The organism is Anaeromyxobacter sp. K (assembly GCF_000020805.1).
Lineage (GTDB): Bacteria > Myxococcota > Myxococcia > Myxococcales > Anaeromyxobacteraceae > Anaeromyxobacter > Anaeromyxobacter dehalogenans.
Genome location: NC_011145.1, coordinates 1,919,423 through 1,932,981, shown reverse-complemented (window position 1 = coordinate 1,932,981; position 13,559 = coordinate 1,919,423). Strand labels below are relative to the sequence as shown.

The following is a 13,559-nucleotide window of genomic DNA, read 5'->3' as shown; positions in this document are numbered from 1 at the left end:
CCGATGAGCCCCGTCCCCGCCCCGGCGCCCGTTCCCGAGCCCGTCGCGCCCCCGCGCCGCCGCGCGCGCCTCATCACGCAGTGGGACCCGGAGGACCGCGCCTTCTGGGGCGCGGCGGGCCGCCGGGTGGCCCGCCGCAACCTCTGGCTCTCCATCTTCGCCCTGTTCCTCGCGTTCGCGGTCTGGATGGTGTGGAGCGTGGTGGCGGTGAAGCTGCCCGCCATCGGCTTCCGCTTCACCACCAACCAGCTCTTCTGGCTGGCCGCCCTCCCCGGCCTCTCCGGCGCGACCCTGCGCATCTTCTACGCGTTCGCGGTGCCGGTCTTCGGCGGCCGCCGCTTCACCGCGCTCTCCACCGCCTCGCTGCTGCTGCCGGCGATCGGCATCGGCGTCGCGGTGCAGGACCCGGACACCTCCTACTCGACGTTCCTGGTGCTCGCGCTCCTCACCGGCCTCGGCGGCGCGAACTTCGCCTCGAGCATGTCCAACATCAGCTTCTTCTTCCCGCGCGCGGAGAAGGGCACCGCGCTCGGCCTGAACGCCGGCCTCGGCAACCTGGGCGTCTCCGGCGTCCAGCTCGCGGTCCCGCTGGTGGTGGCGGCCGCGCTGCTCGGCCCGCTCGCGGGCGGGCCGCAGGTGCTGCACGGCGGCAAGCAGGTGTGGCTGCAGAACGCCGCGTTCGTGTGGGTGCCGCTCATCGTGGTCGCATCCGTGCTCGCCTGGTTCGGCATGGACGACCTCGCCAGCGCGAAGGCCTCCTTCCGCGAGCAGTCGGTGATCTTCCGGCGCAAGCACAACTGGCTCGTGTCGCTGCTGTACCTCGGCACCTTCGGCTCGTTCATCGGCTACTCCGCCGGCCTCGCGCTGCTCACGCAGGCGTCCTTCCCCGCGGTGGACCCGACCCGCTACGCGTTCGTCGGGCCGCTGGTGGGCGGCCTGGCGCGGCCGGTGGGCGGGTGGCTCGCGGACCGGCTGGGCGGCGCCCGGGTGACGCTGGTCACGTTCCTGGTGATGGGGCTCGCGGCGGTGGGCGTGCTCGTGGCGCTGCCCCGCGGCGGCGGGCCCGGCAGCTTCGGCGGCTTCCTGGCGGCGTTCGTGGTGCTCTTCACCGCGACCGGGATCGGGAACGGCTCGGTGTACCGGATGATCCCGGTGATCTTCTCCACCTTCCACCAGCGGCGCGCCGGCTCCGATCCGGTCGCGCTGGCCCAGGCGCAGAAGGACGCGCTCCGCGAGGGCGGCGCGGTGGTCGGCTTCGTCTCCGCCATCGCCGCCTACGGCGCGTTCTTCGTGCCGCGCACCTTCGGCATGTCCGTGGAGCTGACCGGCGCGCCGCACGGCGCGGTGCTGGCGTTCGTGGCCTACTACGCGGGCTGCATCGCGCTGGTGTGGTGGTACTACGCCCGGCCGCGGGCCGAGATCCCGGCGTGACGGGGCCGTGCCGGGGCGACGCGCCGCCGCGCGCCCCGGCTCACCGCCGCCCGCCCTGCGCCCCCATCCGCGCGAACGCCGCCGCGAGCCCGTCCACGCGGGCGAGGTAGGCGCCGAGCTCGTGATCGCCGCAGCGCTCCCCGGGCGCCGCGGCGAACCCGCGCCGCGCGAACGCGGCGCCGCGCTCCCGTCCGCACAGGTGGATCACGGCGGCGAGCCGGCGCGCGTCGGCGGGCCCGGCGGTGCCCGATCCGGCGAGCGCGTCGGCGGCGCACACGTGCAGCCACGCGGCGGTCATCTCCACGGCGTGGCTCGGCACGGTGCGCAGGTAGAGCGCGTTGAACCAGCAGGCGTCGGGGTCCCACCAGGCGCCGTCGCGCGCCACCCGGTGATCGTGGATGCAGAGCCGGCGCGCCTGCGCGTAGGTGCCGTCGGTGATCTGGAGGATCCCGACCGCGCTGGAGGCGGGCGCCCACACGCGCAGCGGATCCGTGGTCCAGCGCCAGCGCCAGTAGGTCCGCGCCAGCGGGTCGCCCGCGCTCTCCAGCTGCACGAGCGCGGCGAGCACCTCGGGCCGCACCAGGTCGGTGGCGTGCGCCTCGAAGAGCGGGCCGTACTCGGCCCAGGTCTCGGCGGGCGCCTTCGGCGAGGTGGGCACGACCGCGCCGAGCAGCTCGGTCGGCTTGCGCACCACCTGGACGGCCAGGTTCACCGCGAGGAGCAGCGCGACGGCGAGGAGCGCCCAGGCGGCCACCGGCAGCTCCGCCCAGCGCCGCGCCGCGAGCCACCCGCGCACGCGCGCGCCCGGACCGCGCCGCGACGGCCGACGCCCGGTCCGCCCCTGCCCCGCCCGCCCCGTGCCCCGCGCCCGCCGCCGCGCCATGTCCGCATGCTACCGCGGACCGGCCGCCCGGCTTCCGCCCTCCGCGGGCGCGCTCAAACGAACAGGTCGCCCGGCAGCGCCGGCGCGCCCGGGTTCACCTGCCGGTACACGTCGAGCAGCGTCGCCACCGCGCGCCGCCCCGCCTCGCCCAGGTCCACTGAGAAGGCGTTCACGTACAGGTCGATGTGCTGGCGCATCACCGCCTCGTCCATCTCCTGCGCGTGGCACCGCACGTACCCGGTGACAAGCGGCCGCCCCGCGAGCGCGTGCTCGGCGCTGGCGCGCACGAGCCGCTCGAGCTTCCGCAGCACCTCCGGCCCGAGCGACCGCCGCGCCACGATCCCGCCGAGCGGGATGGGCGACCGGGTCCGCGACTCCCAGTGCTCGCCCAGGTCCATCAGGCGCTCGAGCCCCTTCGCCTGGTACGTGAAGCGGCCCTCGTGGATGATCACGCCGGCGTCCACCGCGCCGGAGAGCACCGCCCGCTCGATGTCCGAGAACACCATGAACTGCTTGTGCGCGGCGCCGGGGTACGCGAGCGAGAAGAGCAGGTGCGCGGTCGTGTTCCGGCCCGGGATGGCGACCGTCATCCGCGCCGGGTCGAACGCGCCGAGCCCGGGCCGCGCCACCAGCAGCGGCCCGACCCCGAGGCCGAGCGCGCCGCCGGACGCGAGCACGGCGTACTCGCGCGCGACGAGCGGCAGCACGCCGTAGCTGATCTTGCTCACGTCGAGCCGACCGGCGAGCGCCCACTCGTTCAGCGTCTGCACGTCCTCGAGCCGGACGTCGAGGTCGAGCCCCTCCGCGTCCACGGCGCCGTTCACCAGGGCGTCGAAGATGAACGTGTCGTTCGGGCAGGGCGAGAAGCCGAGCGTGAGCCTCATGCGGCGCGGTCCTCCAAGGCGACCGGCGCGGCCGCGGGCCGGGCATCATACGCCCGGGCGCGGCCACGTGCAGCCGTGGCCGCTCCGGTCCCTTCCTCCAGCGGGCCCTGTCCTGGAGCGGGCCGCTAGGTCGGCGCTCCGGAGCGCCCTGACGTGGATGCGCGGCGGTGGTGGGGACGCTCTCGCCGGAGGAAGCTCTCGTCCCGCTCCCTCGAAGCCGCGTTCCACGGCCCCACGTCCGCAGCGCGGACGCCCTCGCCCGCGACCGCGACTGTCAGCGCAGGCGCAGCGAGAGACGATCGCGCCTCGCGCGCGTATCCAGCCGGCGTGCGCGGCGAGCATGTCTGAGGCCGCGCGTCGCGCCAGCGATACGCGCGGCCGAGTTTGCGAGCGCGCCCAGGTGCGTCGAACGCGATCCGCGCGCGTCCTGCCACCGAAGTCCCGCGCCGAGCATTCCGCCTCCACGTCGCGAGAGCGGGCGAGGGCGGGAGCGCAAACGAGGACCCGCCCACACGGAGACCCGGCTTCGAGGAACGCGGTTCCGACCTGGGAACGCGACCGCTCGCCCTTCAACAGGCTCAGGGCGAGCGGATGCTCAGAAAGGCCTCGGTCGGTTCGAGCACGGGACCGCTCACGCCGTGTCGCGCAGGTACTCGCGGATGAGCTCGTCCACCACCTCGGCGCGACGGCCGGCGTCGAGGACGATCACGGGCGCGACGGGATGCGGCGTGCCCTCGCGCGCGAAGTCGGTGAGGACGGCGAACGCGCGGCGCCAGCCCTCCGGATCGGCGGTGGGCCGCGCCACGGTGACGGTGCCGGCGGCGAGCAGCGCCAGCACCGCGTCGGCGCCGGACTGCGAGCAGGCGATGAGGCCGAGCGGATCGCCGCGGCGCACGCGCCGCAGCACCGCGGTCTCCGCGTCGCCCAGCGCCACGCCCGGCGGCGCCCCGAGCTGCAGCTGGACGGCGCCGAGCGCGCCCAGGCGCCCGCCGCGCCGCAGCACCGTCCGGAGCCGCTCCGCCAGCAGGGCGTCGAGCCAGGCGCCGTGCCCCGCCTCGGGCGAGGGGCCCCCGCGCACGTCGCCCGCGAACGCCACGCCGATCTCGAGCGGCGCCGTCCGGCGGGCCCACACCACCTGGCCCAGCGCCAGCAGCGGCGAGCCCCCCGTCTCGATCGCGATCTGCACCAGCGCGCCCGGGCTCACCGGCCGCCGCGCCGTCAGGCGGCAGCCGCGGGCGGCGATGTCGAGCGTCTCGCCCGTCCACTCCGCCAGCTTCTCGGTGACGACCACCCGGCAGGCGAGCGGGATCCGCGCCAGCCGGCGACGCTCGTCGTTGCCCGATGCCATCCCGCCTCCTCGCACGCGGCGCCGGCCCTCCGGCCCCTCGCCCCACTTGCTCAGCTTCCGCGGCGCCGCGGCATATCGCGGTGCGGTGTCACCGGATCGCGGCGGTGGGACGGTGTCGGGCGCACGGTGAGTGCGCCCCACGTTCCGGGGCGAGTCGCCACGCCGGTGGGGCAAGACGCAACGGGATCAACCCCGCGCGAAGAACACTGCCGCCATGGCGAGGCCGGTGGCGACGATCCCGCGGCGGAGCCACGCCCCGGGGATGTGCCGCGCCGCGCGCGCCCCCAGGTAGCCACCCGCCGTCGCGCCCGCGGTCATCAGCGCCGCCTCCGGCCAGCGCACCAGCCCGCCCGCCGCGTAGAGCGCCACCGCGATCGCGGCGAGCGCCGCCGAGAGCAGGTTCTTCAGGCCGTTCATCGCGTTCAGGTCGGTCTGGCCCAGGAGCGCGAACAGCGCCAGCAGGAGCACGCCGAGCCCGCCGTTGAAGTAGCCGCCGTAGGCGCTCACCGCGAGCACGCCCGCCGCCGCCCAGCGGGCCGGCGATCCCGACGCGTCGTGCGATGCGTGCGCGGCGCCCTTCGCATCGCGGCGCGCGGCCCGGAGCAGGCGCGGCGCGAGCGCGAACAGCGCGGTCGCGGCGAGCAGCAGCCACGGGACGAGCCGCCGGAAGGCGGGCGCCGGCGTGAGGAGCAGCAGCGCCGCGCCGGCCGCGCCGCCCGCGAGGCCGAGCACCAGCAGCGCGCGGAGCGAGAGGCCCGGCGGCGGCCGGATGTCCTCGCGGAAGCCCCAGGTGCCGGACAGGTAGCCGGGCAGGAGCGCCACCGTGCCGGTCGCGTTCGCCACGATGGGCGAGGCGCCCACCACCACCAGCGCCGGCAGGGTGAGGAAGCTTCCCCCGCCCGCGACCGCGTTGAGGGCGCCCGCCCCGAAGGCCGCGGCCGAGAGCAGCGCCGCCTCGGCGAGGGTCATTCCCACACCTCCGCGCGAGCCCGCGCAGGCCGAGCGCGCACGGTTGGCGCGCCCGGATCGCCGATCGCTTCACCCGGCGTCCGAGGGCGCCGCAGGGCCCGCCCCTCCGAGTCCTGGGCACATCCCTCTGACGACACAGGCATTCTCTCGCTCCATCGAACCCCGAGTCCGGCGGGTTCGGATCGACCGGCCCCAGCAGGGTGACCGATTCGTCGTGCTAGCGTAGCGCGCCCGCGCTTATTTTGCGTGTCCCGCAAGGTATTTTTTGCGTTCACTCCGCGTCACCAGCCACGGAGCACCATCCATGACCAAGCTGTTGGGTACCCTGCTTCTCTGTGCACTTGCCCTGCCCGCCGGGGCAGCCGACTCCGTCAAGATCGCCGTCACCGGGCCGTTCAGCGGCGGGTCCGCGCCCATGGGCGCCTCGATGCGGGACGGCGCCAAGCTCGCCATCGCCGAGATCAACGCCGCCGGCGGCATCCAGGTCGGCGCGCGCAAGCTGAAGATCGAGGTGGTCGAGCGCGACGACGAGGCCAAGAACGAGCGCGGCGCGCTCATCGGCCAGGAGCTGGCCTCGATGGCCGACCTCGCCGGCGTGATCGGCTCGGTCAACACCGGCGTGGTGATGGCCGGCGACAAGCACCTGCAGGAGAAGGGCATCACCAAGATCATCACGCCCGCCGCCGGCTCGGCCTCGATGACCCAGTGGGCGAAGGGCGCCGAGGGGCCGAAGACGCTCTCCATCTTCCGCTTCGCCGCGCACGACGGCATCCAGGCCGCCATGGTGGTCGAGGAGGCGATCAACCGGAAGTTCACCAAGGTCGCGCTCCTGCACGACTCCACCAACTACGGCGTGTCCGGCCGCGACGACCTGCTCCGGCAGATCAAGCTCCAGGGCGACAAGCTGCAGGTGATCGCCACCGAGAAGTTCAACATCGGCGACAAGGACATGACCGCGCAGCTGCTCCGCGCCAAGGCCGGCGGCGCGCAGGCGATCCTGATCTGGGGCATCGGGCCCGAGCTCGCGGTGGCCGCGAACGGCATGGCCAAGCTGAACATCAAGGCGCCGCTCATCGGCGGCTGGACGCTGTCCATGTCCAACTACATCGACAACGCCGGGAAGAACGGCAACGGCACGCTCATGCCGCAGACGTTCATCGAGGAGCCGGTCACCCCGAAGGCGAAGGCGTTCATCGAGGCGTACCACAAGGCGTACGGCGTGAGCCGGATCCCGTCGCCCGTCTCCGCCGCGCAGGGCTACGACGCCGTGTACCTGTTCGCGGCCGCGGTGAAGCAGGCCGGCACCACCGACACCCGCAAGATCGCCGAGGCGCTCGAGGACCTGAAGGAGCCGGTGCCGGGGGTGATCGCGACCTGGATCCACCCGTACACGAAGTGGGACCCGTCGAAGGTCGAGACGCACGAGGCGTTCCGCCGCGAGCAGGTGGTGATGGGCATGGTCAAGGACGGGCGCGTGGTGTTCGCGAACGAGTCCGACCGCGCCCGCCTCGCGCAGGGCGCCCAGAAGAAGATGTAGCCGCGCGGCGCGCGGGGAGGAGTCCCCCTCCTCCCCGCGCCCGCAGGCCTCTCCCCCCGCCTCCCCGAGGACCAGACCCGCGTGCCAGCGTCGATCATCGCGCAGATGGCCATCAGCGGGGCGTTGATGGGGCTCGTCTACGCCCTCATCGCCTACGGCTTCCAGCTCACCTACGCCACCAGCAAGAGCCTCAACTTCGGCCAGGGCGAGCTGGTGATGGTGTCCGCCTTCTTCAGCCTGACGCTGCTCGACCTGGGCGTGCCGTACTGGCTCATGGTGCCGGGCGGCCTCGTCTTCGGGGCGCTGCTCGGCCTCGCGGTGGAGCGCGCCGGGGTCCGGCTCGCGCTCGAGCAGAAGAGCGAGGGCTGGATCCTCCTCACCATCATCCTCGGGCTGTTCCTGTTCTCCGCCGCCGAGAACGTGTGGGGCCGGGACGACCGGCCGTTCCCCACGCCCATCTCCTCCGACCCGATCCACGTGCTCGGCGTGGACGTGACGCCGCTCGAGCTGTCGGTCGCGGTGGGCGTGCTCGCGGTGATGGCGCTCATCGAGGTGTTCAAGCGCCGGACGCTGCTCGGCAAGGCGTTCGAGGCGGTGTCCGCCGATCGCGACGCGGGCGAGCTGATGGGCATCTCCGCCACCCGCACCGTCATGCTGTCCTACGCGCTCTCCGGCACCGTCGCGGCGCTCGCCGGCATCCTGGTCTCGCCCATCACCACCGTCGGGCCGACCATGGCGTCCGCGCTGGTGCTGAAGGCGTTCTCGGTCGCGGTGGTGGCCGGGCTCGACTCCGGCTTCGGGGTGGTGCTCGTCGGCGTGCTGCTCGGCGCCCTGGAGAGCCTGGCGAGCTTCTACGTGGGCAGCGGCTGGCGCGAGGCGCCGGGCCTCGCCCTCCTCATCCTGGCCCTGGCCGTCCGCCCCACCGGCGTGTTCGGCAAGGCCGCCATCCGCAAGGTCTGACCGGAGCCGCCCCATGCTGAGACGACTGCTCCTGGTCCGCGGCGCCGAGGTGGTGCTGTTCGCGCTGCTCGCCGCGGTGCCGCTCGCCGTCCACAACCCGTACGCGCTCGGCCTGCTCACGCTGCTCGCCATCTACGGCATCCTGCTCATCGGCCTCGACGTCACCGTCGGCTACCTGGGCCAGGTGAACCTGGCGCACGCCGCGTTCCTGGGCCTGGGCGCCTACACCGCCGGCATCGCGGTGACGAAGCTCGGCCTGGGGCTCGTGCCGGTCCTCCTCCTCGCGCCCACCATCGCGTTCGTGATCGGCGCGCTCCTGGCCCTGCCCTCGCTGCGCCTGGAGGGCCCGCAGTTCGCGCTCGCCACGCTCAGCTTCCTGGCGCTCACCACCACCGCGCTGAACGAGCTGGAGTGGCTGACCGCCGGCGCGCAGGGGCTGAGCCTCGACCGGCCGCCGCTGCTCGGGCACGACCTCAGCCCGCGCGACTTCTACTGGCTGTGCATGGTGCTGCTCGCCGCCGTCTGGTGGGCCATGCGCAACCTGCTCTCCTCCCAGTGGGGCCGCGCGTTCGAGGCCCTCCGCGACAGCCCCATCGCCACCGACGCCATGGGCGTCGGCACCTACCGCCACAAGGTGGCCGCGTTCGCGTTCGGCTCCGGCCTGGGCGGCCTGGCCGGCGCGCTCTACGCGTTCAACTTCGAGTACCTGCAGCCGCAGTCGTTCGTGTACGAGCTCACCATCACGCTGCTGCTCGGGGTGGTGCTGGGCGGGCGCAAGAGCCTGTGGGGCGCGTTCGTGGGCGCGACGCTGGTGGCGCTGCTCCCGAACCTGCTCTCCAACCGCGTCCTGTTCCAGGTGTTCTCGGGCCTGGGCCTGGCGGTGGCGCTCGCCGCCGGCGGCCGGGGCCTGGCCCGGCGCACCCTGCGGCCGTTCCAGGCCATCGCCCCGGCCGTCGCCACCGGCGCGCTGGTGGTGGGCGGCATGGTGGTCGAGAACACCGAGGACTGGCGCAAGGCGATCTTCGCGCTGATGCTGTTCGCGGTGGTGGTGGGCCTGCCCGAGGGGCTGATGGGCTTCGCGGGCAAGTTCCTGGCGCGGCTGTTCCGCGTCGCCCCGCCGCCGCTCCCCGCCCCCGCCCCGCTCGACCACGTCCTGCCCCCGCGCACCGCCGACGGCGCCGCCATCCTCGAGCTGCGCGACCTGAAGCGCCACTTCGGCGGCGTGAAGGCGGTGGACGGCGTGACCCTGACGGTGCGCGCCGGCGCGGTGCACGGCCTCATCGGCCCGAACGGCTCCGGGAAGAGCACGCTCGTCAACGTGGTCTCCGGCCTCTACACGCCCAGCTCCGGCGAGATGACGCTGCGCGGGAGGCCGCTCCCCGCGGGCAGCCTGTTCCAGACCGCCCGCACCGGCGTCGCGCGCACGTTCCAGAACCTGCAGCTGTTCGTCGGGCTCACCGCGCTCGAGAACGTGATGGTGGCGCTCCAGGGCGTCTACCGCGCGCCGCTCCCGCTCGTGCTGCTCGGCCTCGGCCGCGCCGAGGAGCGGCGGGCGCAGGCCGACGCGCTCGCGCTGCTCGAGTTCGTCGGGCTCGCCGACCAGGCGCGCACGCCGGCCAGGGACCTCACCTACGGCGCGCAGCGCTTCCTCGAGATCGCCCGCGCGCTGGCGCGGCGCCCGGAGGTGCTCATCCTCGACGAGCCGGCGGCCGGCCTGGCCCACCCCGACGTGGTGAAGCAGGTGGAGCTGATCCGGCGGATCCACCAGCGCGGCATCACGGTGGTGCTCATCGAGCACCACATGGACGTGGTGACCTCGCTCTGCAGCACCGTGACCGCGCTCGACGGCGGCCGGCTCATCGCCGAGGGCACGCCGGACGAGGTGAAGCGCAACCCCAGGGTGGTCGAGGCCTACCTCGGCAACGTGGCGCCCGAACCGGCGCCCCGGCCCGCCGCCGGCGCGCCGGCCTGACACGGAGCCCCAGATGCTGGTCGTCGAGGATCTCTACGCGGGATACGGGCTGAGCGAGGTGCTGGTGGGGACCTCGCTCCAGGTGAAGCCGGGCTCGGTGGTCGCGCTCATCGGCGCGAACGGCGCCGGGAAGACCACCACCATGCGGGCGGTGTCCGGGCTGCTCCGGCCCGCGCGCGGGCGGGTGCTGCTCGACGGCGCGCCGGTGCAGGGGCAGGCGGCCTCGCGGATCGCGCGGCTCGGCCTCGCCCACGCGCCGGAGGGGCGCAAGGTGTTCGGCCCGCTCTCGGTGGAGGACAACCTGCTGCTCGGCGCCTACCGCCGCCTGCCCCGCTTCTTCGGCTTCCACGGCCGCGCCGCGGCCGACCTCGAGCACGTCTACGAGCTGTTCCCCCGCCTCAAGGAGCGGCGCCGGCAGGCCGCCGGCACGCTGTCGGGCGGCGAGCAGCAGATGCTCGCCATCGGCCGCGCGCTCATGGCCCGGCCGAAGGTGATGCTGCTCGACGAGCCGTCGATGGGGCTCGCGCCGGTGATCGTCCAGGAGGTCTTCCGGACCATCCGCCGGCTCAAGGCCGAGGGCATGACCATGCTGCTCGTGGAGCAGTTCGCGAAGACCGCGCTCGAGGTCGCCGACTACGCCTACGTGATGGAGCGCGGCCGCATCGCCATCGAGGGGACGCCCGCCGAGCTCGCCCGCGACGAGCGCGTGCTCGCGGCCTACCTCGGGTGAGCGCGTCCCCGGCCGCGGCCGCCGTCGCCCCCCGCGCGCGCGGCGCGGCCGCCGCCTACCTGTTCCTCGCGCTCGCGGCCGCGTTCTGGTCCGGCAACTTCGTGGTGGGCCGGGCGGTGCACGGCCGCGTGCCGCCGGTCGGCCTCGCGTTCTGGCGCTGGGCGGTGGCGCTCGCCCTGCTCCTCCCGCTGGCGCGCCGCCCGCTGGCGGCGCAGTGGCGGACGATCCTCCGCGCGTGGCGGATCGTCATCCCGCTCGGCATCCTGGGCGTCGGCAACTTCAACCTGTTCGTCTACCTCGGCCTCACCCGCACCACCGCCACGAGCGCGCTCCTGCTCCAGTCGGCCTGCCCCGCGTTCATCGCGGCGCTCTCGCCGCTGCTGGGCGGCGGCCGCCCGGGGCGGCGCCAGGTGGCGGGCATCGCGGTCTCGCTCGCCGGCGTGCTCGTCATCCTGGGCCGCGGCACGCTGTCGGCGCTGGCCGGGCTCGCGTTCGGCCCGGGCGACCTGTGGGTGCTCGCCGCGGTGCTGAGCTGGGCCCTCTACACCCTGCTCCTCGCGCGCCGGCCCGCCGGCGTGGACCCGCTGGCGCTGCTCGCGGCGCTGGTGGCGGTGGGCGTCGCCTGGATCGCGCCGTTCTACGCCTGGGAGCTGGCCTCGGGCGCGCGGATGGCGCTCGACGGCGTGACGGTGGCGAGCGTGGCCTACGTGGCGGTGTTCGCCTCGGTGCTGGCCTACCGGCTCTGGAACGAAGGGGTCGCGCGCGTGGGCGCGAACCGGGCCGGCCCGTTCATCCACCTCATGCCGGCCTTCGGCTCCCTGCTCGCGGTGGCGCTGCTCGGCGAGGCGTTCCGGCCCTTCCACCTGGCCGGCCTGGCGCTGGTGCTCGGCGGCGTGACGCTCGCCGGGACCTCCGGGCGCCGGGGGCGCGCCACCGCCTGAGCGCGCCGCCCGTCCGGCCAGTCCGGACCGATCCCGGCCATCCCGGGCCAGCGCCGGCCCGCCCGGCCGCCGGGCGCCGCCCGCGGGCGGCTGCGGGAAGGTGTTGCGTCCGGGGCCGGGGGTGAGATATCCGCCGGGCGCGGGGACGACGGGCTGGACGCCGGTCCCCGGAGCGAGGACAGCCCATGGGTCGCATCTTCGAGACGCGCAAGGCCACCATGTTCGCCCGGTGGAACAAGATGGCGAAGGCCTTCACGCGCATCAGCAAGGACATCGCCATCGCGGTGAAGGGGGGCGGCCCGAACCCGGACAACAACCCCGCCCTGCGCCGCGTCCTGCAGAACGCCCGCCACCTCAACATGCCGAAGGACAAGGTCGAGGCCGCCATCAAGCGGGCCAGCGGCCAGGACCAGCAGGCGTACGAGGTGGTGGTCTACGAGGGCTACGCGCCCCACGGCGTGGCGGTGATGGTCGAGACCGCGACGGACAACGTGGTCCGCACCGTCGCGAACGTGCGCATGCACTTCAAGAACAACGGCGGCAACATGGGGAACACCGGCAGCGTGGCGTTCCAGTTCCGCCGCATGGGCGTGTTCCGCCTCGCGCCCGAGGGCATCGACCAGGACGCGCTCGAGCTCGACCTCATCGACCACGGCCTGGAGGAGATGGGCGAGAGCACCGGCGAGAAGGGCGAGAAGCTGCTCGTCATCCGCTGCGCGTTCGAGAGCTTCGGCCAGCTCCAGGCCGCCCTGGAGGAGCGGAAGCTCAACGTGCTCTCGGCCGAGTCCGAGTACGTGGCGCAGACGCCGGTGCAGCTCGGCGAGGAGCAGGCGCGCGAGGTGCTCGAGCTGGTGGACGCGCTCGAGCAGGACGAGGACGTCCAGCACGTCTTCCACAACCTGGCCTAGGCTCGCGGCAGGTCAGCGGGCCGCGCCGGCGCCCTCGACGGCCCGCGTCCCGACCTCGTACGCGAGCCGGAGCGCCTCGCGGAGCACCGTGAAGCGCTCCCGCTCGCGCAGCGCCGGGCAGAGCCGGATCAGCTCCCGGACCTCCGCGTCGAACCGGGTGGCGATGGCGAGCCGGCTCGCCTCGACCCGCTGCAGGTCGGCCTCCACCCCGAAGTACGCGAACAGCCGCGGCAGGTCCAGCGTCCGCACCGCCTCCAGCGCTCGTCCCATCGCCTGGCACCTCCGCGCACCGGAGATGCGCGGTGCGTGCCAGCGCGGCCCGGCCCGCGAAACCGCGCGATGCGGCCGCAGCCGACGCGGGCGGCGTCGCCTCGGCGACGCCGGATGCCGGATTTCCGGGCAGCGCGCGCCCGTCAGGCCGGCGCGGCGGCGCCCTCCGCCGCGATCGCCTCGGGCGGCTGCGCTGCCTCCTCGGAGGCGTCGCCCGGCACGTCCGCCCGGGCGTCGCCGGCGCGCTCCGGCTCGGGATCGCCCGCCGCCAGGACCCGGTCCAGGTCGAGGAGGAGCACGAAGCCGCGGCCCACCTTGCCCATGCCCACCAGGTACTCGACGCTCACGCCGGTCCCGAACGACGGCGAGGGCTCGACCTCGTCGGCGCGGAGCGCCACCACCTCGTTGACCGCGTCGGCCAGCACCCCGAGCGTGAGCCGGCCGCCCGGCACCTCCACCTCGACCACGAGAACGCAGGTGAAGCGCCCGGGCCGGGAGGCGGACCCGCCGAACTTCACGGCCAGGTCCACCACCGGCACCACCGCCCCGCGGACGTTGAGCACCCCGCGGACCGAGGGCGGCGTGCCCGGCACCCGGGTGATCTCCTCGTGCTGCAGGATCTCCCGGACCTTCAGGATGGGGACCGCGTAGTCGATCCCGTCGATCCGGAACGACAGGTACTGCGCCTGCTCGCCCGCCGCCTCGACCGCGTCGCGCATGGCCGCC

Annotated in this window: 13 protein-coding genes; 7 read left to right on the top strand and 6 right to left on the bottom strand. The window is 74.5% G+C overall.

Features of this window, described 5'->3' with window-relative positions; genetic code table 11:
* The first annotated feature begins 3 nt into the window (after positions 1 to 3).
* Complete coding sequence (locus ANAEK_RS08545; protein ID WP_012525751.1) at positions 4 to 1,431, top strand: NarK family nitrate/nitrite MFS transporter; 1,428 nt, start codon at positions 4 to 6, stop codon at positions 1,429 to 1,431.
* Positions 1,432 to 1,471: 40 nt separating this feature from the next.
* Here the strand turns inward: ANAEK_RS08545 and ANAEK_RS08540 are convergent, their stop codons facing one another.
* The 4 genes from ANAEK_RS08540 to ANAEK_RS08525 form a co-directional block, all read right to left on the bottom strand.
* On the bottom strand, positions 1,472 to 2,227 hold the full coding sequence (locus ANAEK_RS08540) for a lytic transglycosylase domain-containing protein (RefSeq protein WP_232288406.1): 756 nt from the start codon (positions 2,225 to 2,227) through the stop codon (positions 1,472 to 1,474).
* A gap of 140 nt (positions 2,228 to 2,367) precedes the next feature.
* A complete protein-coding gene (locus tag ANAEK_RS08535) occupies positions 2,368 to 3,198 on the bottom strand; it encodes a 1,4-dihydroxy-6-naphthoate synthase (protein WP_012525749.1) in 831 nt (276 codons plus the stop codon).
* Positions 3,199 to 3,829: 631 nt separating this feature from the next.
* The gene (locus tag ANAEK_RS08530) at positions 3,830 to 4,546 is read right to left on the bottom strand and encodes a PilZ domain-containing protein (protein WP_012525748.1); all 717 of its coding nucleotides are present in this window, start codon (positions 4,544 to 4,546) and stop codon (positions 3,830 to 3,832) included.
* Between the two features lie 186 nt (positions 4,547 to 4,732).
* Positions 4,733 to 5,515 carry a sulfite exporter TauE/SafE family protein gene (locus ANAEK_RS08525; RefSeq protein ID WP_012525747.1) on the bottom strand — a complete coding sequence of 261 codons (783 nt, stop codon included), beginning with the start codon at positions 5,513 to 5,515 and terminating at the stop codon, positions 4,733 to 4,735.
* 304 nt (positions 5,516 to 5,819) lie between these two features.
* On the opposite strand from ANAEK_RS08525, the gene ANAEK_RS08520 reads away from it, so the two are divergent.
* The 6 genes from ANAEK_RS08520 (at position 5,820) to ANAEK_RS08495 (ending at position 12,563) form a co-directional block, all read left to right on the top strand.
* Positions 5,820 to 7,052 (top strand): ABC transporter substrate-binding protein, encoded by a 1,233-nt coding sequence (locus ANAEK_RS08520; RefSeq protein ID WP_012525746.1) that lies wholly within the window; start codon positions 5,820 to 5,822, stop codon positions 7,050 to 7,052.
* Positions 7,053 to 7,133: 81 nt separating this feature from the next.
* Complete coding sequence (locus ANAEK_RS08515; RefSeq protein WP_012525745.1) at positions 7,134 to 8,012, top strand: branched-chain amino acid ABC transporter permease; 879 nt, start codon at positions 7,134 to 7,136, stop codon at positions 8,010 to 8,012.
* A gap of 13 nt (positions 8,013 to 8,025) precedes the next feature.
* Positions 8,026 to 9,984 carry an ATP-binding cassette domain-containing protein gene (locus tag ANAEK_RS08510; protein ID WP_012525744.1) on the top strand — a complete coding sequence of 653 codons (1,959 nt, stop codon included), beginning with the start codon at positions 8,026 to 8,028 and terminating at the stop codon, positions 9,982 to 9,984.
* A 13-nt stretch (positions 9,985 to 9,997) separates the two neighbouring features.
* Positions 9,998 to 10,714 (top strand): ABC transporter ATP-binding protein, encoded by a 717-nt coding sequence (locus ANAEK_RS08505; protein WP_012525743.1) that lies wholly within the window; start codon positions 9,998 to 10,000, stop codon positions 10,712 to 10,714.
* The gene (locus ANAEK_RS08500) at positions 10,711 to 11,655 is read left to right on the top strand and encodes a DMT family transporter (RefSeq protein ID WP_012525742.1); all 945 of its coding nucleotides are present in this window, start codon (positions 10,711 to 10,713) and stop codon (positions 11,653 to 11,655) included. Before ANAEK_RS08505 ends, ANAEK_RS08500 begins: the two co-directional genes overlap by 4 nt.
* Positions 11,656 to 11,840: 185 nt before the next feature.
* Positions 11,841 to 12,563, top strand: a complete 723-nt coding sequence (locus tag ANAEK_RS08495; RefSeq protein WP_012525741.1) for a YebC/PmpR family DNA-binding transcriptional regulator — start codon at positions 11,841 to 11,843, stop codon at positions 12,561 to 12,563.
* Positions 12,564 to 12,575: 12 nt separating this feature from the next.
* Here the strand turns inward: ANAEK_RS08495 and ANAEK_RS08490 are convergent, their stop codons facing one another.
* Positions 12,576 to 12,833, bottom strand: a complete 258-nt coding sequence (locus ANAEK_RS08490) for a nitrogenase-stabilizing/protective protein NifW (protein ID WP_012525740.1) — start codon at positions 12,831 to 12,833, stop codon at positions 12,576 to 12,578.
* 143 nt (positions 12,834 to 12,976) lie between these two features.
* Positions 12,977 to 13,552, bottom strand: coding sequence for a chemotaxis protein CheW (locus tag ANAEK_RS08485; protein ID WP_012525739.1), 576 nt, complete (start codon positions 13,550 to 13,552; stop codon positions 12,977 to 12,979).
* Positions 13,553 to 13,559 lie beyond the last annotated feature (7 nt).

Excerpts from the sequence above, each read along its gene's own strand:
- ANAEK_RS08535 (WP_012525749.1), bottom strand. The coding sequence starts at position 3,198 with ATGAGGCTCACGCTCGGCTTCTCGCCCTGCCCGAACGACACGTTCATC.
- ANAEK_RS08485 (WP_012525739.1), bottom strand. The coding sequence starts at position 13,552 with ATGCGCGACGCGGTCGAGGCGGCGGGCGAGCAGGCGCAGTACCTGTCG.
- ANAEK_RS08495 (WP_012525741.1), top strand. The coding sequence starts at position 11,841 with ATGGGTCGCATCTTCGAGACGCGCAAGGCCACCATGTTCGCCCGGTGG.
- ANAEK_RS08525 (WP_012525747.1), bottom strand. The coding sequence starts at position 5,515 with ATGACCCTCGCCGAGGCGGCGCTGCTCTCGGCCGCGGCCTTCGGGGCG.
- ANAEK_RS08520 (WP_012525746.1), top strand. The coding sequence starts at position 5,820 with ATGACCAAGCTGTTGGGTACCCTGCTTCTCTGTGCACTTGCCCTGCCC.
- ANAEK_RS08510 (WP_012525744.1), top strand. The coding sequence starts at position 8,026 with ATGCTGAGACGACTGCTCCTGGTCCGCGGCGCCGAGGTGGTGCTGTTC.
- ANAEK_RS08490 (WP_012525740.1), bottom strand. The coding sequence starts at position 12,833 with ATGGGACGAGCGCTGGAGGCGGTGCGGACGCTGGACCTGCCGCGGCTG.
- ANAEK_RS08545 (WP_012525751.1), top strand. The coding sequence starts at position 4 with ATGAGCCCCGTCCCCGCCCCGGCGCCCGTTCCCGAGCCCGTCGCGCCC.
- ANAEK_RS08505 (WP_012525743.1), top strand. The coding sequence starts at position 9,998 with ATGCTGGTCGTCGAGGATCTCTACGCGGGATACGGGCTGAGCGAGGTG.
- ANAEK_RS08530 (WP_012525748.1), bottom strand. The coding sequence starts at position 4,546 with ATGGCATCGGGCAACGACGAGCGTCGCCGGCTGGCGCGGATCCCGCTC.